The 21,310-nt window shown below is 38.5% G+C and carries 19 protein-coding genes and 1 pseudogene; 13 read left to right on the top strand and 7 right to left on the bottom strand.

Annotated elements, in window-relative coordinates:
- Positions 1-39: 39 nt before the first annotated feature.
- The 4 genes from pepE (at position 40) to hemW (ending at position 3,158) form a co-directional block, all read left to right on the top strand.
- Positions 40-732, top strand: coding sequence for a dipeptidase PepE (gene pepE / locus HW278_RS01520; RefSeq protein ID WP_178976715.1), 693 nt, complete (start codon positions 40-42; stop codon positions 730-732).
- A gap of 168 nt (positions 733-900) precedes the next feature.
- Entirely contained in the window at positions 901-1,434 is a 534-nt protein-coding gene (locus HW278_RS01515) for a hypothetical protein (protein ID WP_178976714.1), read from the top strand.
- 13 nt (positions 1,435-1,447) lie between these two features.
- Positions 1,448-1,993, top strand: coding sequence for a crossover junction endodeoxyribonuclease RuvC (gene ruvC, locus HW278_RS01510; protein WP_002672831.1), 546 nt, complete (start codon positions 1,448-1,450; stop codon positions 1,991-1,993).
- 13 nt (positions 1,994-2,006) lie between these two features.
- Complete coding sequence (hemW, locus tag HW278_RS01505; RefSeq protein WP_178976713.1) at positions 2,007-3,158, top strand: radical SAM family heme chaperone HemW; 1,152 nt, start codon at positions 2,007-2,009, stop codon at positions 3,156-3,158.
- On the opposite strand, the gene HW278_RS01500 is transcribed toward hemW, so the two are convergent.
- From HW278_RS01500 to HW278_RS01480, 5 genes and pseudogenes are all read right to left on the bottom strand, one after another.
- Entirely contained in the window at positions 3,132-3,605 is a 474-nt protein-coding gene (locus HW278_RS01500) for a hypothetical protein (RefSeq protein ID WP_178976712.1), read from the bottom strand. The two genes, hemW and HW278_RS01500, sit on opposite strands and share 27 nt — an antisense overlap.
- Positions 3,598-4,926: an exonuclease domain-containing protein gene (locus HW278_RS01495; protein WP_178976711.1), complete on the bottom strand. Its 1,329-nt coding sequence runs from the start codon at positions 4,924-4,926 to the stop codon at positions 3,598-3,600. Before HW278_RS01495 ends, HW278_RS01500 begins: the two co-directional genes overlap by 8 nt.
- A 99-nt stretch (positions 4,927-5,025) precedes the next feature.
- Positions 5,026-5,373 carry a 50S ribosomal protein L19 gene (gene rplS, locus HW278_RS01490; protein ID WP_002672812.1) on the bottom strand — a complete coding sequence of 116 codons (348 nt, stop codon included), beginning with the start codon at positions 5,371-5,373 and terminating at the stop codon, positions 5,026-5,028.
- Positions 5,374-5,529: 156 nt separating this feature from the next.
- A pseudogene (locus HW278_RS01485) lies at positions 5,530-6,221 on the bottom strand (LrgB family protein).
- On the bottom strand, positions 6,221-6,565 hold the full coding sequence (locus HW278_RS01480; protein WP_009410752.1) for a CidA/LrgA family protein: 345 nt from the start codon (positions 6,563-6,565) through the stop codon (positions 6,221-6,223). Before HW278_RS01480 ends, HW278_RS01485 begins: the two are co-directional and overlap by 1 nt.
- A 127-nt stretch (positions 6,566-6,692) precedes the next feature.
- On the opposite strand from HW278_RS01480, the gene HW278_RS01475 reads away from it, so the two are divergent.
- Complete coding sequence (locus tag HW278_RS01475) at positions 6,693-7,658, top strand: hypothetical protein (protein ID WP_002672807.1); 966 nt, start codon at positions 6,693-6,695, stop codon at positions 7,656-7,658.
- A gap of 130 nt (positions 7,659-7,788) precedes the next feature.
- Positions 7,789-10,209, top strand: coding sequence for a glycosyl hydrolase family 95 catalytic domain-containing protein (locus HW278_RS01470; protein WP_410493720.1), 2,421 nt, complete (start codon positions 7,789-7,791; stop codon positions 10,207-10,209).
- Between the two features lie 262 nt (positions 10,210-10,471).
- Here HW278_RS01470 and HW278_RS01465 read toward each other — a convergent pair whose 3' ends face one another.
- Positions 10,472-11,731, bottom strand: coding sequence for a M64 family metallopeptidase (locus tag HW278_RS01465; RefSeq protein ID WP_178976710.1), 1,260 nt, complete (start codon positions 11,729-11,731; stop codon positions 10,472-10,474).
- Between the two features lie 310 nt (positions 11,732-12,041).
- Here HW278_RS01465 and HW278_RS01460 point away from each other — a divergent pair, with 310 nt between their 5' ends.
- The 6 genes from HW278_RS01460 to HW278_RS01435 are packed head-to-tail and all read left to right on the top strand — an operon-like array spanning position 12,042 to position 18,494.
- On the top strand, positions 12,042-13,079 hold the full coding sequence (locus HW278_RS01460; protein ID WP_178976709.1) for a glycosyltransferase family 9 protein: 1,038 nt from the start codon (positions 12,042-12,044) through the stop codon (positions 13,077-13,079).
- 9 nt (positions 13,080-13,088) lie between these two features.
- Positions 13,089-13,808 carry a head GIN domain-containing protein gene (locus tag HW278_RS01455; protein WP_009410756.1) on the top strand — a complete coding sequence of 240 codons (720 nt, stop codon included), beginning with the start codon at positions 13,089-13,091 and terminating at the stop codon, positions 13,806-13,808.
- 7 nt (positions 13,809-13,815) lie between these two features.
- The gene (gene aroQ / locus HW278_RS01450; protein WP_002672802.1) at positions 13,816-14,235 is read left to right on the top strand and encodes a type II 3-dehydroquinate dehydratase; all 420 of its coding nucleotides are present in this window, start codon (positions 13,816-13,818) and stop codon (positions 14,233-14,235) included.
- A gap of 24 nt (positions 14,236-14,259) precedes the next feature.
- On the top strand, positions 14,260-17,055 hold the full coding sequence (locus HW278_RS01445) for an AsmA family protein (protein WP_178976708.1): 2,796 nt from the start codon (positions 14,260-14,262) through the stop codon (positions 17,053-17,055).
- Positions 17,012-17,536, top strand: a complete 525-nt coding sequence (locus tag HW278_RS01440; protein ID WP_178976707.1) for a methylated-DNA--[protein]-cysteine S-methyltransferase — start codon at positions 17,012-17,014, stop codon at positions 17,534-17,536. Before HW278_RS01445 ends, HW278_RS01440 begins: the two co-directional genes overlap by 44 nt.
- A 13-nt stretch (positions 17,537-17,549) precedes the next feature.
- The gene (locus HW278_RS01435; protein ID WP_178976706.1) at positions 17,550-18,494 is read left to right on the top strand and encodes a GSCFA domain-containing protein; all 945 of its coding nucleotides are present in this window, start codon (positions 17,550-17,552) and stop codon (positions 18,492-18,494) included.
- 57 nt (positions 18,495-18,551) lie between these two features.
- Here the strand turns inward: HW278_RS01435 and HW278_RS01430 are convergent, their stop codons facing one another.
- Complete coding sequence (locus HW278_RS01430) at positions 18,552-20,891, bottom strand: beta-N-acetylhexosaminidase (RefSeq protein WP_178976705.1); 2,340 nt, start codon at positions 20,889-20,891, stop codon at positions 18,552-18,554.
- Between the two features lie 261 nt (positions 20,892-21,152).
- Here HW278_RS01430 and HW278_RS01425 point away from each other — a divergent pair, with 261 nt between their 5' ends.
- On the top strand, positions 21,153-21,296 hold the full coding sequence (locus HW278_RS01425; protein ID WP_178976704.1) for a hypothetical protein: 144 nt from the start codon (positions 21,153-21,155) through the stop codon (positions 21,294-21,296).
- The last annotated feature ends 14 nt before the right edge of the window (positions 21,297-21,310 follow it).

Genomic DNA, 21,310 nt, shown 5'->3' with positions numbered 1-21,310 from the left:
TTTTATTATCTTTGCGTGTTATAACTAAATAAAACAGTGATGAAAAGAATATTATTAGCGAGTACTTCTACTGTATATGGGGGTACTTATCTTTCTTATTTACAAGATGAATTGATTGATTTCTTTACAGGAATTGACGAAATATTGTTTGTGCCTTATGCACGCCCCAGTGGTATTACGCACGATGAATATACTCAGATTGCGCAACAGTTTTTCAATAGGGTAGGGAAGAGGATAGTGGGCTTACACACATTCGCTGACCCTAAAAAGGCTATTAGGCAGGCAAAAGCGATTTTTACAGGCGGAGGGAATACCTTCGTGCTGGTAAATCAGTTGTACGGATTGAAAGTGATGGACGTATTGCGTGAAGCAGTAGAAAATGGGACGCTTTATATGGGAACAAGCGCAGGGAGCAATATCGCTGGACAGACAATGCAGACTACTAATGATATGCCTATTGTTTACCCGCCTTCGTTTAAAACCTTAGGGCTTGTTCCTTTTAATATCAACCCTCATTACCTTGACCCAGACCCCCAAAGTAAACACAAGGGAGAAACTCGCGAAACGCGAATTAAGGAATTCCACGTTTTTAACGATACTCCTGTGATAGGTTTGCGCGAAGGTAGTTGGCTACGTGTGGAAGATGAGAAGGTTAGCCTTAAAGGCGATTTGACGGCTAGAATCTTCCTAAAAGGGCAAGAACCTTACGAAAGTACGGAAATTTTGTTGTAGGCAATGGGAGGAATGTACTACACTTATAATCAGGTTGTTATACAAGAGGTTTGACGAAAAAGAAGATTAGAAGGGAATATTTTTACGAAGAAAAAGTGTTATTTATTTTTGTAAATCAATTTTTTGTAATACTTTTGAGCCGTAAAAACACTTATTAGACATTTAATTATGAAATTTTACTTTTGTTTTTTAGCCTTATCATTGGCACTTGTAGCGTGTAACGACAATGGTAACCAACTCACTCCTGAGCAGAAAGAAGCAAAATTGCAACATAAGTTGGACTCGATAGCTGAAATAAAATTCTCGGAAATACTGAAGGAAGACGTAGACTCTTATCCTATTTTTAGAGGGGTATGTGATACAGCAACTACGAAGATAGGACAGAAAGAATGTTTTGAGAGGACTTTTACAACCCTTTTTCAAGAGCGTTTGAAAAAAGCTCCTTATGAAGTAACAGAACCTGTTACCGACCGTGTATTACTGAATATAAAAGTGGATAATACAGGTAAAATAGTGCTTATAGATATAGAAGCCAATGATAAAACAAAAGAATTACTAAGTACTGATAGTGAAACCTTCGAAGACTCGTTGCGCGCTAATTTATCGGCACTCTCAGAGCAAGATGCTATCGTACCAGCTACCAAGAACGGACTGAACGTGAGTACGCAATTTAATTTGCCTATTGAAATTAACGTTAAATAATTAGTTGTAGCTTTTGGAACGCATTATTTTAGGTATCGACCCAGGCACTACTATTATGGGGTTTGGGCTTATTCAGGTGGAAAGAGATACTATGAAGCTCTTACAGCTGAATGAGCTTCAACTTAGTAAATACAGCAATCACTACTTAAAACTAAGTGTGATTTTTAATCGCACTTTGGAGCTGATAGATACCTATAAGCCTGATGAATTGGCTATTGAGGCACCCTTCTTTGGCAAGAATGTACAATCGATGTTGAAACTTGGAAGAGCGCAGGGAGTGGCGATGGCAGCGGGGCTATCGCGTGAAATTCCTATTACTGAATACGAACCTAAAAAGGTGAAAATGGCTATTACGGGTAATGGTAGTGCCTCCAAGGAACAAGTAGCCAAAATGCTTCAGCAACTTCTGAATATAAAAGAACTCCCCAAACACTTTGACGCAACCGACGGTCTGGCGGTGGCTGTTTGTCACTTTTTTAACGGTGGCAAGTCGCAAAAACAACAAAGTTATAGTGGTTGGGACGCTTTTGTAAAACAAAATCAAGACCGTATAGGTTAAAAAATACTTCATTTTGTATAGCTTATACATTCATATTCCCTTTTGTAGGCGTGCTTGTTATTATTGTGATTTCCATTTTTCGACTACTCTGAAAAGAAAAGGAGAAATGGTAAATGCCCTTTGTGAGGAACTCATTTTGCGCAAAGGGGAAGCCGTAGGTAGTGAGTTACAGACAATCTACTTAGGAGGAGGGACGCCCAGTATCCTTTCGTATGACGAATTACAACAACTTTTTCGCACTATCTTCACACATTACAAGGTAAATACCACAGCTGAAATTACCTTAGAAGCTAATCCTGATGACTTTTTTAGAGCTACTTCTCCCGAGCAATTTTTGGAACAATTACGCTCTTTGGGTATCAATAGGCTCAGTTTAGGAGTGCAGTCGTTTTTTGAAGAGGACTTGCGATTGATGAACAGAGTACATACGGTAAGCCAAGTAGAAACTTTATTACAAATAGCTCCACAGTATTTTAATAATATCACGATTGATTTGATTTACGGCATTCCCGAAATGAGTGAGGAACGCTGGCAGGAGAATATTGATAAGGCACTGTCTTTCGATATTCCGCATATCTCAGCCTATGCGCTTACGGTAGAAGAAAAAACAGCTTTGCACAAGTTTATTGCTACGGGTAAAATCGCACCTATAAGCGATGAACAGGCTTACACTCACTTTCAAATGTTGATAGATACTCTGGAAACAGCGGGTTTTATACAATACGAGTTTTCAAACTTTGGCAAAGAAGGGTATTTTAGCAGAAATAACACGGCTTATTGGTTTGGCAAGTCCTATATGGGAATAGGTCCTTCAGCCCACAGTTTTAACGGGAAGGAGCGTAGTTGGAATATCGCTCATAACATTAAGTATATACAACAAATACAGCAAGGAATTTTGCCGCAGGAAAAAGAAGAACTTACCCTTAATAACCGATATAACGAACTCATCATCACGCGTATACGCACGATGGTAGGGATTGATTTAGAAGAAGTGAGAACAGTATTTGGGGAAGGTTACCACCAATATTTGTTACAACAAGCACAGAAGTACCTTGCCGATGAGCTTTTAGTTATAGAAGAAAACCATCTGAAAGTAACGCGTAAAGGCAGATTCCTCTCAGATGGTATAGCTTCGGATTTATTTAGGGTGGATGACCTCACTTAGTGGTTTGAAGGTAGGGTTTAGATTCCCGTCGATATGGTATTCCAAAAGAAGGTCACCCCACAATTCACCATCAGTAAATTCACAAATTACCCATTTTTCATTCAGTATTCTTATTTTATTAAACAAGAACTTCCCATTGCTTTCAGATTTGATGTAAGGGTTTTTAGTGTCCTTTACATTTATCTCCATTAAAGCATTAACAACAATTTGTGAAGGATTTTCAATTTTCAAATCTTCGAAATACTGTTGTGCTAACTCGTTTGTTTCGAGGCTGAAGTTAAGCGCTTCGATGCGTTGTTCATCGAGTTTCTTGATAGAATCGGTGAGTTTTGAAATCTTCTCAGCTGATTCTTTCATCGCTGTAACATTTGCATTGCTATCTGTTTGGTTGCAACCGGCTAAAAGGGCAAAGGCTCCTAAAAGCGTAATAAAAATTCGTTTATTCATTATGATAAGGTTTTTGTTCGCTTAGATTTAGCACTTTTACTTTGGGTTTTCGTCGCAAGTAAGCGTGCAAAAGGTGACGGTTTGTTAATGAATTGGGTAAAGGAGTGATGAGGTTTTGTAACATCTCTAATTGAGTAAGCTGGAAATTCAGATTAAAGAAGGCATAGCCTTGAATATTGCCATCGACTACTAAAATAATGCTTTTCTCGCCTATTACTCTACCTTTATCTACAATAGCTACATTTCGGTGCATAAGTCCGTATTTTGAAAGCACCTCAGAGGCGCGTGTGTTATACTCCTCAACGGTTTCGTTATTGAAATCTACTTCGTTTAAATGGTACTCTTCAGTGATTTGATTTAAAAAGTGCTGGGCTTGTTCTTTGGTTTCAAAAGTAGTGATAATTTCGTTTTGAGTGGATAATAATTCTATTGAAAAACAAAGATATCCCTTAGTATTAAAGTGAGAAGTGAGTGCATAAGTGATATTTATTTCTTTTTCAGGATTTCGTCTGTTGCATTTTGGGAGGTTGAGGTGTATTTCTTCTAACCTTTTTAAAGTAGCGATGAGTTCATTGCCTGTTTCTTGATAAGTAACTCGATAAGTATGACGTTGCAAGTATCTATCGCGTTTGGACGGAGAAGTGAAGAGCCTGTTTACTTGTTGTTTGATATTTTTGTGTTTCCCGATGTAAATGACCTTACCTTCTTCGTTATGCATATAAAAAATCCCTAATGTTTCAGGGAGAGTGTCGAGTATTTTTAGATGGCGAGAAGCCATTTCTAAACGAATATCTTGCTTGACAGAGGTAGTAATGATATCCTTTTTGGTGTCCTTTTCGAGTAGGTATTTAAAGAGTTTTAGGGTAGCCAAGGCATCACCAGAAGCACGATGCCGGTCGCTTACAGGAATACCTAAGGAGCGCACTAACTTACCTAAACTATATGATTCTTTATTGGGAATGAGTCGCTCGGAGAGTTCTACGGTGCAGAGCGTTGTACGGACAAAGTCGTATCCTAAGCGGCGAAATTCGGTTTGCAAGATGCGATAATCGAAGGCGGCATTATGACCTACGATAATGCAATCAGTGGTAATTTCGACAATGCGTTTGGCAACCTCATAGAATTTAGGGGCATTGCGCAACATTTTGTTGTTGATGCCTGTAAGTTTAGTAACGAACTCTTGAATGGGGCGTTCGGGGTTTATCAATGATATGAACTGGTCGGTTATTTCGTGCCCGTTGAACTGATAGATGGCGATATCGGTAATGCCCTCTTCGTTGTATTTACCTCCTGTGGTTTCTATGTCGAGTATTGCGTACAAATGTTTAGGTGTTAGGTTTTATGGATTAGGTATTAGAAAAGAAAAAAGCAAAGAGGAAGGAAGGTCTTACTCTTTGCTTTTATAAGTTTGTTTAACTGATTAGCGAACTTCTTTAATACGGGCTTTTTTACCAGTAAGTCCTCTAAAATAGTAAATGCGAGCACGTCTTACTTTACCTTTTTTGTTTACTTCAATTTTTTGAAGGGCAGGCATATTGATAGGGAAGATACGTTCTACACCTACGGTTCCTGACATTTTACGAATAGTAAAAGTAGCGGTTACGCCGTGACCTTTGCGTTGAATAACAACGCCTTTAAAAAACTGAGTACGTTTTTTATCACCCTCTTTAATCTCGTAATACACAGTGATAGTATCACCAGCTGAGAAATCGGGGAAGTCCTTTTTTTCGATAAAGTTGTCTTGTACGTACTTTAATAATGGTTCCATAAAAAATATAAATAATTATGTTATCAATGGGCAACATTCACGACTCTCGCCAGAGGTTACTCCAAATCGGGGGCAAAGGTAGTACTTTTTTTTGAATTAGCAAGATACCTGTAAAAGAAAAATTTTGTAATGTGCTAATGAGATGTGATAAGTTACTTAAAAAAGCAAATGTACTACTGGGGGTGCTAATACAGCGGTAAAGATGCCGTTAAAAATCATTCCTAAACTAGCATATACTGCGTATTTTTCACTTAGGTTGAACGCCGCCATAATACCCAAAGCGTGAGAAGCGGTACCTAATGAAATGCCTTTAGCCATAGGGCTTTTGATGCGGAACCAATTCAGGAAGGTAATACCAAAAAGATTCCCTAAAAAACCAGTGGTCATTACCGCCATTACTGTAATAGGTTCAATACCATTGAGCATACGCGATACTTCTAACGCAATGGGGGTAGTAACCGATTTAGGGGCTAATGAAATAGCGATATCGTCTTCGAGCCCTAACCATTTGGCTACCAAACAAACTGTAAGTACCCCTACTAAACTACCTACAAACTGAGAGAGCACTAAGGGTATCAGCTGTTTTTTATCTTAGAGAGCTGTAAATAGAGAGGTACCCCCAAGGCTACAATAGAGGGTTTGAGCCAAAAATCGATATACTTACCGGCTTCTTCGTATTTTTGAGGAGAAATACCAAAGATTATTAGATAAGAAATAAGCACTAAAACAGTGATTAATACGGGATTTAAAAAAACCGAATTATATTTGCGTTGCAAAAGTAATACCCCGTAATAGAGGATAAAAGTAATAGCCAAAAGGAAGGCTTCGTTTTCTACAAAAGGTTTCATTATTTTAATTTTTTACGGAAGAATTGATATACGTGACCAGTTATAACAATCACTACTACGGTACTGATGATAATAGAAAGGAAGATAGCTAAAAAGTTTTCACCTATCTGTTTAAAGTATGCCATAATGCCAATACTTGGGGGTACGAAAAATAATCCTAAATTAGAAATTAATAAATCTGAGAGAGCTTTTATAGACTGTAATTTCACCCAACCAAGCTCTAAAAATAGGGTGAGAAAGAGCATTCCTATGATACTTGAAGGAAAAGGAATGTGTGTGAGAGCAACGATGAGTTCTCCTAAGCCTAAACAGCCGAAAACGATTGCAAAATAACGTATTAACATAATAATTTTGTACTTAAAAAACGGTTGCAAAAGTACTATTTCTTTTTTTAATAGTGTTAAAAAAAATATAAAAATTTGCTTGTTATATATTTTTTTACCTACATTTGCGGAGTAAAAATCATAAGTTATGAGTAATAATTACGACAAACCTATTTTTATGGACTCAGCGTCCAATGGAACAGATGGAGGGCAATCGTATCCTTCATATCCCAATGATGATGACAGACCGAGAGGTGGTGTTTTATCGAAAATTTTAATTGCTATTTTGGCTTTGGTAGCAGGAGGCTTAGGTTATTATACCTATTCTCTTAACAAAAACAAAGAGGCAACGGAAGCAGATCTTAACTCTCAGAAAGAGCAAGTGCTTAAAGATTTGAACGCTTTGAAAGGAAGCTACGACAAAGTAGTGGACGATAACAAAAACGTGAATCAGGATTTGCTTGATGCGCGTGACAAGATTGGCAAGTACATCGACTCATTGCAGAATATGAAACTTAATGTTTCGGCATTGGCTCGTTTTAAAAACCAAGCGTTTGCTCTTGCCAAAGAGCGTGATTTCTTAATCAGAAAGAACGACTCATTGGCACGTGCCAACACTGCTATCAGAAAGGATTTAGACAGTGTGTCAGTAAAATTAGACGACACAAGTGCTAAAGCCGATTCACTTGCTCGCCAAGCCAATAGCTTAAAGAAAGTGGTAGAAGCTGGTTCTGCACTTCAAATTAGCAAACTTACAATAGAAGCTGTAAAAGGCACTAAGAACAAAATTACCGAAAGAGGTCGTGCAGCTGAGAAATTAAGAGTTTGCTTTACTGTAGGAGCTAACAGAATAGCAAAATCAGGCTCAAGATACTTCTATGTGAAAGTAGTTTCACCATCGGGAGTTACCTTAGGAGCTAACGACTCTACCTCAGAAGGAGAAAACACAGTGAATTATAGTACAGCTACTCACTTCATCTACGACAATAAGAATGTGGATGTGTGTGACTTTATCAGCAGAACAGGAAAAGAGTTTGATAAAGGCACTTATAAAGTAACTGTTTATGATGACCGCCTCAACGAAGTAGGTTCAGCAAATTTATTATTGAAATAGCAGTTTCTTAATATAAAAAATAAAAACAGTTCCATAAATAGTATGGAGCTGTTTTTTTTTGAACAATATTTGGAAGTACGCTACTTGTTTTGTACTTTTGCGACATCTTAATTAAAAATATACCAATCTTATGAGAACCAACTTATTAATTATGTTATTATTTTTAGGAACGCTACTCAAAGCACAACCTCAAGATGTATCAGTAGTGTTTCATAAACCAGCAAATCATTTTACTGAAAGTATCCCTATTGGGAATGGACGTTTAGGAGCTATGCTCTTTGGAAAGACTGATGTAGATAGAATTGTACTCAATGAAATCTCGTTGTGGTCAGGAGGGACACAAGAGGCTGATGACCCTAATGCGCACAACTATCTGAAAGAAATTCAGAAATTACTTTTACAAGGGAAAAACTTAGAAGCACAAGCACTCTTACAACAGCATTTTGTAGCCAAAGGGAAAGGCTCTTGTTTGGGACAAGGTGCTAACTGTAGCTATGGTTGTTATCAAGTATTGGCAGAACTGCTTTTAGATTGGAAAACCACGTCACCGATTCAAGATTACAAACGAGTATTACGCCTTGATGAAGCAACAGCTGTTACTTCGTTTAAACGAGATAATAACTCAATAGAACAAACAGCTTTTGCTGACTTTAAAAACGATGTGATATGGGTGAAAATAAAAGCTACCTCGCCACTTAATTTAGATATTTCACTCTTCCGCAAAGAGAATGCTACGATTACCTATCAGAATAATAAAATCACTCTTAATGGAGTGTTACCGAACGGTGGTAAAGAAGGAATGCACTTTGCATCGGTAGTTGATATACAAACTGATGGAAAGATAGAGAGTACCCATAAAGCTATAGCTATACAGTCGGCAAAAGAAATTACTTTGAGGATAAGTGCTGTAACTAATTATAACTTTAGCAAGGGAGGACTTTTGGATATTTCAGTAACTAAAAAGGCTAATGAGTATTTGCAAAAAGCCCCTATGAGTTTTGATAAAGCGAAAGCTGAGAGTAGTATTGTTTTTCAGCGATTGTTTAACCGCAATCGCTGGTATGGAAAAGCAAATGCCAATACGGAAGGTCTTACTACTTTTGAGCGATTAGGACGCTTTTATAAAGGTGAGCAAGATGCTTTATTACCTATTTTGTATTACAACTTTGGACGCTATTTGCTTATCTCCTCTTCACGTGAAGGGCTTTTGCCTGCCAATTTGCAAGGTTTATGGGCTGAAGAGTATCAAACGCCTTGGAATGGCGATTACCATTTAAACATCAATATACAGATGAATTATTGGCTTGCTGAGCCTACCAATTTGTCGCAACTTACCGAACCTTTACAAAGGTTTACTAAAAACTTAGTACCCAATGGAAGCAAAACAGCAAAAGCCTATTACAATGCTAATGGGTGGGTGGCTCACGTTATTAGCAATCCTTGGTTTTATACTTCCCCAGGTGAATCGGCGACGTGGGGTTCTACTCTTACAGGAGGCGCTTGGTTATGCGAACATATTTGGCAACATTATCTCTTCACTAAAGATATTAACTTCCTAAGAGAGTATTACCCTGTACTTAAAGAAGCTACAACCTTCTTTGAGAATCTGCTTATTAAAGACCCCAAAACGGGTTATTGGGTAACAGCCCCTTCAAACTCTCCTGAAAATGCTTATGTATTACCAGAACTGAAAGACGGTAAAAAACAAATAGGAACTACTTGTGTGGCTCCTACTATGGATATGCAAATAGTGCGAGAACTATTTACTAATACAAGTGATGCAGCTAAGATATTAGGTTTAGACAGTAAGAAACGCACAGAGTGGGAACGTATCAGCAGAAATACAGTTCCTAATCGCATAGGTAAAAAAGGAGACCTTAACGAATGGCTTGACGATTGGGAAGATGCTGAACCACAACATAGGCACGTTTCTCATCTTTACGGCTTATACCCATATGATGAGATTACTCCTTGGGATACACCAGATTTAGCCAAAGCCGCTAAAAAGACATTAGAAATACGCGGTGATGCAGGTACGGGGTGGTCACGTGCGTGGAAGATAAACTTTTGGGCACGACTACAAGACGGCAATCACGCATTGCTTTTGTTGCGCCAATTATTACACCCTGTAAACCCTAATATAACTGATGGACAAGGAGGAGGCACTTATCCTAATTTGTTTTGTGCGCACCCTCCGTTTCAAATAGATGGAAACTTTGGGGGTACAGCGGGCATTGCTGAAATGCTCTTACAGAGTCACGGGAAGGGTAATGTTATTCGCTTTTTACCTGCTCTTCCTTCTCACCCCGATTGGGAAAACGGCGTTATGAAAGGTATGAGAGCTCGCAATGGTTTTGAAGTAAATTTTGAATGGCAACAATACAAATTGGAGAAAGCCGAAATTACTTCGTTAAATGGAGGAGAATGCAGTGTGTTATTACCTGCCAATAAGAATGTTTATAGTAAAGGAAAGGTGATTGTAAAAGGAAGTAATAAAGATAAAGTGATAACGTTCAGAACAGAGAAGAACAAAACATATAATATTTATTAAAAGAGCTCAATAAAGGGAAAAGAGCCTGTACAAAAAGTTTTGTTTTGTGAGGACGATTTGCCAATCGTCCCTACAATATAACTAAAAGAAATTGATTATTGAGGTAATCAACTTTGCCAAAGGTGCGAGCCACACAGGTAAAAACTTTGGCAAAGTGTAGCGACCCATAAAAGAAAAAGACGCACTAAGATTTTCTTAGTGCGTCTTTTTTATTTATATATCAAGAGGCTGAGCGTTGAGAGGGTGTTTTATGGCTTCCTCTTTATTTTGTGTAAAAGTCTACTATTTTGCGAATAGCACGTTCACACACGGGGCAGAAGCCTTTTGGTTCGTTAGATTTCATACGACAGTCTTGAGCAGGACTGTAAATGCCTTTACTGGTATAACCACCTCCTTCGAAAGCACCTACAACATTTTTATATTTAGGAGTGCGAGGAGTAGGGATAGGAGTCTTCTTTTTTACCATATCCTTCCATTTGCTCTCAAAATTCACCAATGAGGTAATGTTTTCTTCCCAAGGTTCAATTTTAGTATTGTACATCTCTTGAAAAGTGGGATCCCAATCGTAGTAATATTCATCGGCGAGACCTACAAAACCGTGTCCGAACTCGTGTATGTATACCTTTTCAGAAAGGTCGTTATCAGCAGTGCCTAAATTTAGGTGATTGTAGAAACCACCCCCACCATAAGTTTCAGTATTTACTAAGATATAGAGTTGGTCGTAAGGGACTACTGAGGCAGCATCGGCTATTTCACAAATACTGTTGGTGGTGAGGTAGCGTTCTTGATTGAAAGTGTAGAAGGAAGAGTTAAATGCAGTGTTTTTAAAAATGTTCTTTCCGGGTATATCGGTACCACTTTCTTGAGAAGGTACGGCTATGGCATATACATTGAAATTGTTTTTGAGCTTATCGAAAGGGGAAATGGTGAACATATAATCGGTCATACGTTGCGCATCGGCATAGAATTTATCGGTTTCGGCTTGGGTGTATCCTTCTGCTAAGATGGCTATATCTACTTTTTTGGAAGCCTCACCATTATACAGTATTTTCTTCACAGGGAAAGCAACGGTCTTTTCTTCTTTTATAAAATAGTCGTTAGGGTCAATCTCACGAGAAGCAATCGTTTCGAAAACACCTTCACGGTTTCGTTTATCGATGTGCAGAGACAGTTTCTTTTTAGGAAAAGGAATTTGCATAGCGTGATAAAAGAGTCGTTTTTCAGTCTTGGCTTCTTCGATTTCCATCCACTCATCGGCGAGGGAGTTGAAGCCTTTTGAGAAGACAAGAGTTTCGCCGTCGAATAGTTGAAGGCGCAGGTTTCCTAAGTTCGGAAAAACAAGGTGAGTGTGCGAGCCTCCCCAATGAGGTTCACTTTTGAGCTGTTGAAAAATTACCTCTATACGCTGGGCATTGGCTAATAGATTAAAGTCGATTCTAAGACTTCGGGAACAATCGAAAACGGTACTATTTTGAGCGAAAGCAGACTGTACGATAAAAAAAACTAAAAATAAGTGTCTCATATTATAAATTTTTACTACATTTGCATATCCATTAACAATTTTTAATCTCAATTATAAGGCAAGAGTGAAGGCGAATACTATACAGAAAAATATACTATCTTATAGGTACCTTATACAAACCTTATACGAATCTTGGAAGATAGACGAAGGCATAATGAACCAATTTCGAACCTTACTTATCTATAAATCGAAGATAAGATAGAATAATATTCTGTTTTCACTAAATGAATTAGCAAAAACAACTTTATCAAAGGTATTCTTTCTATTGAGAAGCCAAAGGTACTAATAAAACTTTAAATACCAAAACAAAATGGAACATTTAGCTATTTTTAGAATGTCGGCAATGGGAGATGTAGCCATCAGTGTGCCGGTTGTAACAGCTTTTTCGGAGCAATATCCCGATGTAAAAATCACTTACCTCACGCGACCGTTATTTGCACCGATGTTTTCACATATTCCTAACTTGGAGGTATTCACTCCTGAAATTAACGGGAAACACAGTGGTTTATCGGGGCTGTACAAATTGTATAAGGAATTGATGGCGAAGGGAATTGACGGTGTGGCAGACATTCACAATGTGTTGCGTACTAATGTACTGAAATTCTATTTTAAGGGTAGCAAAATACCTTTCAAGCAAATAGACAAAGGGCGTAGAGAAAAGAGAGCACTTACCAGTTATAAGTGTAAAGTGTTTGAGCCTTTAAAGCCTTCGTATGAGCGGTATGCTGATGTGTTTGCTTCTTTGGGTTTCCCGATTGACCTAAGTGAACCATATATTTTACCGCCAGAAGAACCGAGTGAAACGGTACAGAAATTGCTGTGTGAAGGAGTGCATATAGGGGTTGCTCCGTTTGCGTCGTACATAGGTAAACAGTATCCATTTGAAAAGATGTGCGAGGTGATAACGGCACTTTCTCAACGGTATGACAGTGGCAAGATTTACATCTTTGGAGGAGGAAAAGAAGAGGAAGAGCAGGTGAGCAAAATAAACTTACCTAATGCTGAAAATATGGTAGGGAAGCTCTCGTTTAAACAAGAGTTGGAGCTCATTTCGCACTTAGATATAATGATAGCAATGGACAGCGGGAATGCGCACCTATCGGCGATGTATGGAGTTCCGACGCTTACTTTATGGGGAGTGACGCACCCTTATGCGGGGTTTTATCCTTATTTACAGCCTAAGGAGAATGCTCTTTTGGCAGATAGAGAACGGTATCCACTCATTCCTACTTCGGTATATGGGAAGAAATACCCAAAAGGTTATGAGAAAGCCATAGAGACTATTACGATTGAAGAGATTATGGCGAAGACAGAAGCTATACTAAGTGACTTAACAGAAGAGAAATAATTAAAACAGATGAAATATATGAAAAGATTTATTACATTTATCCTTGTAACATTAGTTGTAGGCATAGGATACAGCCAAAAGAAGACAGAAAAAGACAAAGAAGTTATCACCGAAAACAGAAAAGTAGCGAATTATGACGCTATAGAAGTTTCGGGAGCTTATAACCTTGTGCTTACAGAAGGAGAGGTAGGCAAAATAAAAGTGAAAGGACAGAAAGAGGTACTTTCGTATTTAGAGACCAAAGTCTCCAACAATGTGCTTTATATAAGCATTGATAGGAAATACTCGCTTAAAACCTCTATTACTGTGTACGTACCTATCGACACTCGTTTAAAGAGAGTAGTAGGGAAAGGAGCTGTGGATATATCTACAGAAAAGAAGTTGCAAGTGGGTTCTTTGTTAGTAAAATTAGAGGGTAGTGGAGACCTTGAAGCATCGGTAACGGCTACTTCACTTGATTTACAAGTGGCTGGAGCAGGAGGTATAGACATTGCAGGAGAAACCAAAAACCTAAGCATATACGTGAAAGGAGCTGGCGATGTAGATGCTGATGAGCTTAAAGCTGAAAAAGCTACTTTGCGCATAGCGGGAGCAGGAGGTATATCGGCTTATGTAACGCAAGAGGTAGATGCTTCTATCGCAGGAGCAGGAGGCATTACTGTGAAAGGGAATCCGCCTGTATTTAAGAAAAGTGTGAAAGGAATAGGGCGTATTAAAATAGAAGAATAACGTAGATATGAAGAAAATCATCATTATCAATGGACCGAACTTGAACCTGTTGGGCATTCGAGAGCCTTCGGTTTATGGCAATCAGACCTTTGAGGATTACCTAAAAGAACTGCATAGGAAATATACAGATATTGAATTGTATTATTTCCAGAGTAATTACGAGGGGGCACTGATAGACAAGTTACACCATATAGGTTTTGAGTATGATGGCATTATACTGAATGCAGGAGCCTATACACATACTTCTATAGCCCTTGCCGATGCGGTGGCAGCCATTACAACGCCCGTAGTAGAAGTGCACATTTCTAATACTTTTACGCGTGAAACGTTTAGGCATCAGTCGTTTTTATCGCCAGTGGTGAAGGGTGTAATAGGAGGTTTTGGCTTGAAGAGCTATGAATTGGCACTACAGAGTTTTATAGATTAAACGGATTAGGCTTTTATTGTTTTGATGAAGAAGTATATCCTCAAAAGCTTAAAGATATTGGGAGTGCTGATAGCATTGCTATTGGCATTCATTATCATTTTTCCAATGGTGTACCCTGAGTACGTAACTGAGAAAGTTAAGAAGCTTGCCAATGATAATTTGAACGGAGAAATCAACTTTTCTAAAGCTAAGTTATCTTTCTTTACCCATTTTCCATCGCTTACGCTTAACCTTGATAACTTCTTGATGAAGGGCTCTAAACCCTATGAGAATGATACGCTTGTGGCAGTAAAGCAAATTTCTTTGGGGATAGACGTAAAGGATTTGTTGTTCTCTAAGAAGATAGACATAGAGGAGATATACCTTAAAAATGCTTTTGTGCATATAAAAGTAAACAAACAAGGCGAGGCTAATTACAACGTTTACAAATCATCGGGAGAAGAAAGCACCTCGGAGAGTGATGATACACGGGTGAATTTACAGCGTATTGAGCTGAGAAATACCCGACTGATATACGATGATAAATCGACAGAGATTTACCTTCAAGCCAATGGTTTTAATTACTTAGGAAAAGGAGGCTTAGAGGCTTCTATCTTCGATTTGCGTACCAAAGCAGAAATACAATCATTGGATTTTCTTTTTGCAGGGGAAACCTACTTTAAGAACAAACACGTAAACGCAGAGCTAATTACCCAGATTAATACAAATTCATTGGCTTTTATCTTTCGGCAAAACAACTTAAAGATAAACCGATTGCCTGTGGATTTTAAAGGGAAGTTGGATTTTTTGAGCAATGGATATGACATTGACTTGGAAATAGAATCTAAGGATAGCAATCTTGACGACTTCTTTACTGCCTTGCCTCCCCAATTTACACAATGGCACAAGAAAGCCACTCTTAAAGGAAAGACCGATGTGTTCTTTTCGATGAAAGGGCAATATATAGCCTCACAGAATTTGAGTCCCGATATTTATCTAAAAATGAAGGTAAGAGATGGTTATGTAGGCTATAAGGGAGTACCAGCTCCGGCTGAGAATGTGTACTTGAATATAGAAACGAGATTGCCTTCGCTGGACGTAGATAAAGTGGCAGTAAAGCTCGATTCGGTTTACTTTGATATAGGTAAGGAGTACTTCTCGGGCATTGTAAGTCTTGATGGGATAAAACCTCCTGTAATTGATGCTAAAGTGAGAGCAAACATCAATGTGGAGAATGTGATGTACTTGATGGATATGAAGGACTTCCAACTGAAAGGAATGCTCTTGGCAAACGTGAAGAGTAAGGGTACTTATGCTCCTGAACAACGATTGTTCCCTATCACGAAAGGGCTTTTGGAGTTTTCCGATGGTTATGTAAAGACGCCCTACTACCCCAATCCGGTTACTGATATTCACTTCAAAGGGAATATTGAGAACACTGATGGCTCGATGAAAACTTTGGCAGTAAATGTGTCTCCTGCGACGTTCTTGTTTGAAGGAAAGCCTTTTACGGTGAATTTATCGATGGAGAATTTCGACGATATCCGATATGATATACAAGCCAAAGGAGAGTTAGACATAGCCAAAATTTATAAAGTATTCTCACAAAAAGGTTTGGAATTAGAAGGTTATGCCAAAGCCGACCTTACCTTACAAGGCACTCAGAGCGATGCCACTAACGGGCGTTATCATCTTTTGCACAATAAGGGAGTGATAGAACTGCGTAATATCAAAACCACTACAGAATACTTACCTAAACCGTTTATCATTCAGCAAGGGGTCTTTCGCTTCAATCAAGACAAAATGCACTTTACTGACTTCCGTGCCACCTATGGGAAATCGGACTTCTTGATGAACGGACGGATGAGCAACGCTATTAACTTCTTCCTATCAAACAACCAAGTGCTGAAAGGAAACTTTACGGTAAGCTCTAACTATCTTGATGTAGATGAGTTTATGTATACTTCTGCTCCTGCTCAAGAGACAAAAGAAGCGAAGGAAGCAACGGTTACCAATGATACTCCAACTGAAAAAGGGGTGGTGATTGTACCTAAGCTCTTTAATTTTAATTTAAATGCCAATCTTAAAAATGTAGCTTTACAAGGACTGACTATTCACAATTTGAGAGGTAATACTCAGCTTAATAGAGGAACCTTAGCTCTGCAAAACGTCAGTTTTAATATTATAGGAGTTTCTACACAAATAGATGCTAAATACGCAGATGAAACGCCTAAACGCGCTAATTTTAGTTTTAAGATTAAAGCCAAAGACTTTGACGTGCAAAGAGCCTACAAAGAAGTGAAGATGTTCAGAGAAATGGTGGCAATGGCAAAAGATGCCAAAGGTATTATTTCATTGGATTACGCCGTAGAAGGAAAGCTGAATGATGAGATGTTACCTATTTATCCTTCAATAAAAGGAGGAGGAGTGCTATCGGTGAAGAACGTTCAACTAAAAGGGTTTAAGCTTTTTAATGTTATCAGTGATAGAACAGGTACAGACGGACTGAGAGATGCTAGTCTTTCGACTATTGACATCAAGAGTAGTATAAAGAATAATCTTATCACGGTAGAGCGGTTTAAGTTTAAGGTTTCAGGGTTTAGACCACGTATAGAAGGGCAGAGTAGCTTTGACGGTAGATTGAACTTTAAGATGCGTTTGGGCTTGCCACCCTTGGGGATTATTGGAATTCCTATAAAAGTAACGGGAACACAAGAAAACCCTAAAATAGGTTTAGGCAAAAAGTCTAAAGATTTAGAAGAAACGGAATACGACCCTAATAACACAGAAGCTATCAATGAAGAGGAACAAAATGGTGAAACTATACAAAAAGAGAATTAACACCCCCATAGGTGAGATGCTCGCCATAGCTACTGATGAGGCAATTTGTATGCTTGACTTTGTTGATAGTAAAAACTGGCTTAAAGACCAAGAAATACTCGTAAAACATTACGGGGCAACACAAGTAGCTGAGGATAGTTTGTTGTTATCGGAGTTGGAGAAACAATTGAGAGAGTACTTTGCCAAAAAGCGTAAAGAGTTTAGTCTGCCACTGGCTTTGGTGGGGACTTCTTTTCAAGAAGAAGTATGGAAAGTGTTACAAACTATTCCGTATGGGGAAGTGCGTTCGTATAAAGAACAGGCTACGGCTGTGGGGAATCCCAAAGGCGTGAGAGCTGTTGCTAATGCCAATGGGAAAAACCGTATTTCAATCGTTATTCCTTGTCATCGTGTTATAGGTTCGGACGGGACACTTACAGGCTATGCTAGTGGAATTGAGAGGAAGCAATTTCTGTTGGATTTAGAAAGGAGTAACGTTTAATTATTTTATCGTTATGGAATTTAGAACTATTGTGCCTATACCCAAGACTACTAAAAGCATTACTTATCACTCGCAGATACTGAGTATAGGTTCTTGCTTTGCTGTGAATATGGCACAAAAGTTTAGTTATTATAAAATTTTTGTTACGGTAAACCCTTTTGGGATACTCTTTCACCCCTTAACTATTGAAAATGTGCTTAGCAGAGCAATAGAACACATTCCTTATGAGGCTGAAGATTTCTTTTTGCACAATGAACTTTGGCACAGTTTCGACTTTCATTCGGATATGAGCAAACCGAGCTTAGAGGAAGCGGTTCATCTTGCCAATATACAACAAACAGCACTTTATAACACACTACAAAAAGCCGATTTCTGTTTTATCACTCTTGGTACAGCTTGGGTATACATCTATAATAGTACTGATAAGATAGTGGCGAATTGTCATAAAGTACCACAACAACACTTCTCAAAACGACTATTATCAGTAGAAGAGATAGGGGAGAGCCTTACCCATATTATAACACTGTTGAAGAAGGTGAATAAAGACTTGCAATGTGTTTTTACTATTTCGCCTGTACGACACTTGAAAGATGGTTTTTTAGAAAACCAAGTGAGCAAAGCACATTTGTTGGTAGCACTTTATTCGGTACTTTCATCGGGGGTGTGCACTTATTTTCCAGCCTATGAGTTGCTTTTAGATGAACTTCGCGATTACCGCTTTTACGCTAATGATATGGTACACCCATCGGAGATGGCTATAGACTATATTTGGGAACGCTTAGTAGAAACCTATATAGATAAGGCTACTCAGGCAGATATGAAACAAGTAGATGCCATACAAAAAGGGTTGCAACATCGTCCGTTTAACCCTAAAACAGAGAGTTATCAGCAGTTTCAAATACAATTACGACAGAAAATAGAGGTTTTTAAAAAGAAATACCCGCATATTGAGATATAAAAAAGCTATCTAATAAGAACTATTAGATAGCTTTTTGTTTATTGTTATGTAAGCCTATTACAATACTTGAATTTCATCGATGAAGAGGAAGCCAGGTTTACCAGCTGCTCCTTGATGGAAAGAAGGAATTTTGTTTACTCCATTTATCTTCACTTTTAGATAGGTTACTTCTTTTTCAGGGAAAGAAAGAGAGTAAGTTTTTATTTCTTTGAGAGGTTCCTTAGGAAGCGCATAGTTTTCTTTAGCGAGTAAATCATAACTTTTACCGTCCTTAGACCCCGATACTTCAAAGCTAGTAGGAGGGTAAATCCAATCACCTGTTTCAATAAGAGCATTGAAGCGCACTTCTTTTACAGGAGTGTTTTCTTTTAGGGTAATCACCACTTCACAAGGTGCTTCACTAAAACCTAACCATTCTCCAGAGCGTGAATTAGTACCCCCTTTTCTACCATCAACTAAGGTAATAGCGCCCCCAAAAGTATAGTTGTAACTAGGTTTACTGAGGAACTCAATAGGGCGTACGGTTGCTTTGTTGAAAAGGAACTGTTGTTCGAAGCTACTTTCGGTTTCTTGACCGAATACTTTAGCTTTTAGATGGGTATCTTGGGTGAGTTTTAAAGGTTCTTTATACACGTTAGAACTTTTAGTAGGTTCACTCCCATCGGTAGTGTAATAGATAGGTGTATCTTGTAAACAAGAGAGTGTTACTTGTATATCACCTACCTCAGGTTTTACTTCGGCACGAAGATCGAATATGTGTTTAGCATAGTTATAACCTTCTAACTGGTAGATAGGAAGTAAGCGCATTAAGCGTTGTAAAAACTGATTGTAGTCTTTAGGTTTTGCAGGGTCTTCCCATTGTACTTCGGCTAAGGCTGCAAAACGAGGCAATACCATATATTGTACGTGTTTGAAAGTCTTGATATACTCTGTCCAAACATTGGCTTGTACTCCTAAGATGTGTTTTTGTTGCTCTTTATTAAGCGCATCGGGGTAAGGATTGAAAGAGTAAACACGTTCTACCGGTACATAACCACCAATAGCAAGAGGTTCTTTATCGGTTTTATCTGTTTGATAATAATCGAAGTAGCAATAAGAAACAGGGGTCATAATAGCATCGTGATTAGACTTAGCTGCTTCTATAGCGCCCCCGATACCTCTCCAAGACATTACAGTAGCATTAGGAGCTAAACCTCCTTCAAGGATTTCGTCCCAACCAATGATTTTGCGACCTTTTTTAGCTAATACATCTTCAGCGAATGTAATTATGTGACTTTGTAAGTATTCTTCGGCTGTGTGTTTAGCATCACCTTTAATACCTAACTCTTTTATCTTAGCTTGGCATTTAGGACATTTCTTCCAGCTATCTTTAGGACATTCGTCACCTCCTATATGGATATATTCTGAAGGGAATACTTCAGTTACTTCTTCTAATATATTTTTAATGAAATCATAAGTTTCGGGGTTACCAGCACAAAGTACATCTTCGGCTATGCCCCAAGTTTCTCTTACTTTATAAGGACCTCCTGTACAGCCTAATTGTGGATAAGTAGCCAAAGCAGCAACCATATGACCTGGGAGGTCTATCTCAGGAATAACGGTAATATTGCGGTCGGCGGCATATTTTACAATGTCTTTCATTTCTTGCTGAGTATAGAAGCCTCCGTGAGGTTTACCATCGAAGGTGTCCCACTGTTTGTTTACCATAGTTTGGCTACGAGTGCTTCCTACCACAGTAAGTTTGGGGTATTTTTTAGATTCAAAACGCCAACCTTGATCATCGGTGAGATGCCAGTGGAATTTATTGATATTGTGGAGTGCTAACATATCGATATAAATGCGCACAGAGTCGGCAGTAAAAAAGTGACGGGCACTATCTAAATGTGCACCACGATATGCGAAATAGGGTTTATCGGTTATTTCTTTGGCAGGGAAGATGACTTTGCCTACTTTTTGTACCGGAATGGATTTTCTCAAGAGTTGTACTCCATAGAAAGTACCCGCTTTAGAAGCTCCATTTACAGTAATATTCTTTGCATTCACCACTACTTGGTAAGCCTCTTTGTTGTTGTTTTGGTAATTTTGCAACAAGGCAATAGTGTTGGTCTCATTGTTTTGGTTAGGAGCGATATTCACTTCAATTCCTGCTTGTTTTTTGATATACTCTTGCAAGAATCCAGCGTACTGCTGTAAAGAAGCATCACCTTCTGGATAGGTGATTTTGGTATCAGCCGTAAGTACGAAAGGTTTATCGGCATCAGCTTGGGGAGTGGTAATCATTTCGGGTAGTGGAATTACCTCATAATTAGCAGTACTCTCTCCTTGATTGTTTGTAGTTGATTTACACGAAATAATCGTTATCAATAACAAAAGTGCGGAAGTTAATTTTATCTTCATTACATTTAAAATTTGAATTAATGGGACAAAGGTATAAAATTTTTTTTGAATATTTTTTGGTTAGGTGATATTTTTTTTGCACCTTTGCAAATATTTTTAGAAAGTGATTTAAAACTGCTCAGAAAGCTAAGAGGTAAAAGCTGAAAAGTTTAATACCATAATGCCAAAAATGCCAATAATACCAAGTTAATAACGGTGCGAGCCACACGGGCAGATAGTGCGAGCCGCACAAGCAGATAGTGCGAGCCGCACAAGCAGATAGTGCGAGCCGCACAGGCAGATAAAGGAAGGACAAACAAAAGACGAACAAAAGACGAACAAAAGACGAACAAAAGACGAACAAAAGACGAACAAAAGACGAACAAAAGACGAACAAAAGACGGTGCGAGCCGCACGGGCAGATAAAGGAAAGACGAAGG

Origin of the sequence: Capnocytophaga sp. oral taxon 902 (genome assembly GCF_013394735.1) — a bacterium.
GTDB lineage: Bacteria > Bacteroidota > Bacteroidia > Flavobacteriales > Flavobacteriaceae > Capnocytophaga > Capnocytophaga ochracea.
This window is presented reverse-complemented; position numbering and strand designations above follow the sequence as displayed.

Coding starts and splice junctions, on each gene's coding strand:
- HW278_RS01430 (WP_178976705.1), bottom strand. CDS start 20,891: ATGAAGATAAAATTAACTTCCGCACTTTTGTTATTGATAACGATTATT.
- HW278_RS01475 (WP_002672807.1), top strand. CDS start 6,693: ATGAGTAATAATTACGACAAACCTATTTTTATGGACTCAGCGTCCAAT.
- HW278_RS01465 (WP_178976710.1), bottom strand. CDS start 11,731: ATGAGACACTTATTTTTAGTTTTTTTTATCGTACAGTCTGCTTTCGCT.
- HW278_RS01440 (WP_178976707.1), top strand. CDS start 17,012: ATGAAGAGGAACAAAATGGTGAAACTATACAAAAAGAGAATTAACACC.
- HW278_RS01515 (WP_178976714.1), top strand. CDS start 901: ATGAAATTTTACTTTTGTTTTTTAGCCTTATCATTGGCACTTGTAGCG.
- pepE (WP_178976715.1), top strand. CDS start 40: ATGAAAAGAATATTATTAGCGAGTACTTCTACTGTATATGGGGGTACT.
- HW278_RS01460 (WP_178976709.1), top strand. CDS start 12,042: ATGGAACATTTAGCTATTTTTAGAATGTCGGCAATGGGAGATGTAGCC.
- HW278_RS01435 (WP_178976706.1), top strand. CDS start 17,550: ATGGAATTTAGAACTATTGTGCCTATACCCAAGACTACTAAAAGCATT.
- HW278_RS01445 (WP_178976708.1), top strand. CDS start 14,260: ATGAAGAAGTATATCCTCAAAAGCTTAAAGATATTGGGAGTGCTGATA.
- HW278_RS01470 (WP_410493720.1), top strand. CDS start 7,789: ATGAGAACCAACTTATTAATTATGTTATTATTTTTAGGAACGCTACTC.
- HW278_RS01480 (WP_009410752.1), bottom strand. CDS start 6,565: ATGTTAATACGTTATTTTGCAATCGTTTTCGGCTGTTTAGGCTTAGGA.
- aroQ (WP_002672802.1), top strand. CDS start 13,816: ATGAAGAAAATCATCATTATCAATGGACCGAACTTGAACCTGTTGGGC.
- HW278_RS01455 (WP_009410756.1), top strand. CDS start 13,089: ATGAAATATATGAAAAGATTTATTACATTTATCCTTGTAACATTAGTT.
- rplS (WP_002672812.1), bottom strand. CDS start 5,373: ATGGAACCATTATTAAAGTACGTACAAGACAACTTTATCGAAAAAAAG.
- HW278_RS01500 (WP_178976712.1), bottom strand. CDS start 3,605: ATGAATAAACGAATTTTTATTACGCTTTTAGGAGCCTTTGCCCTTTTA.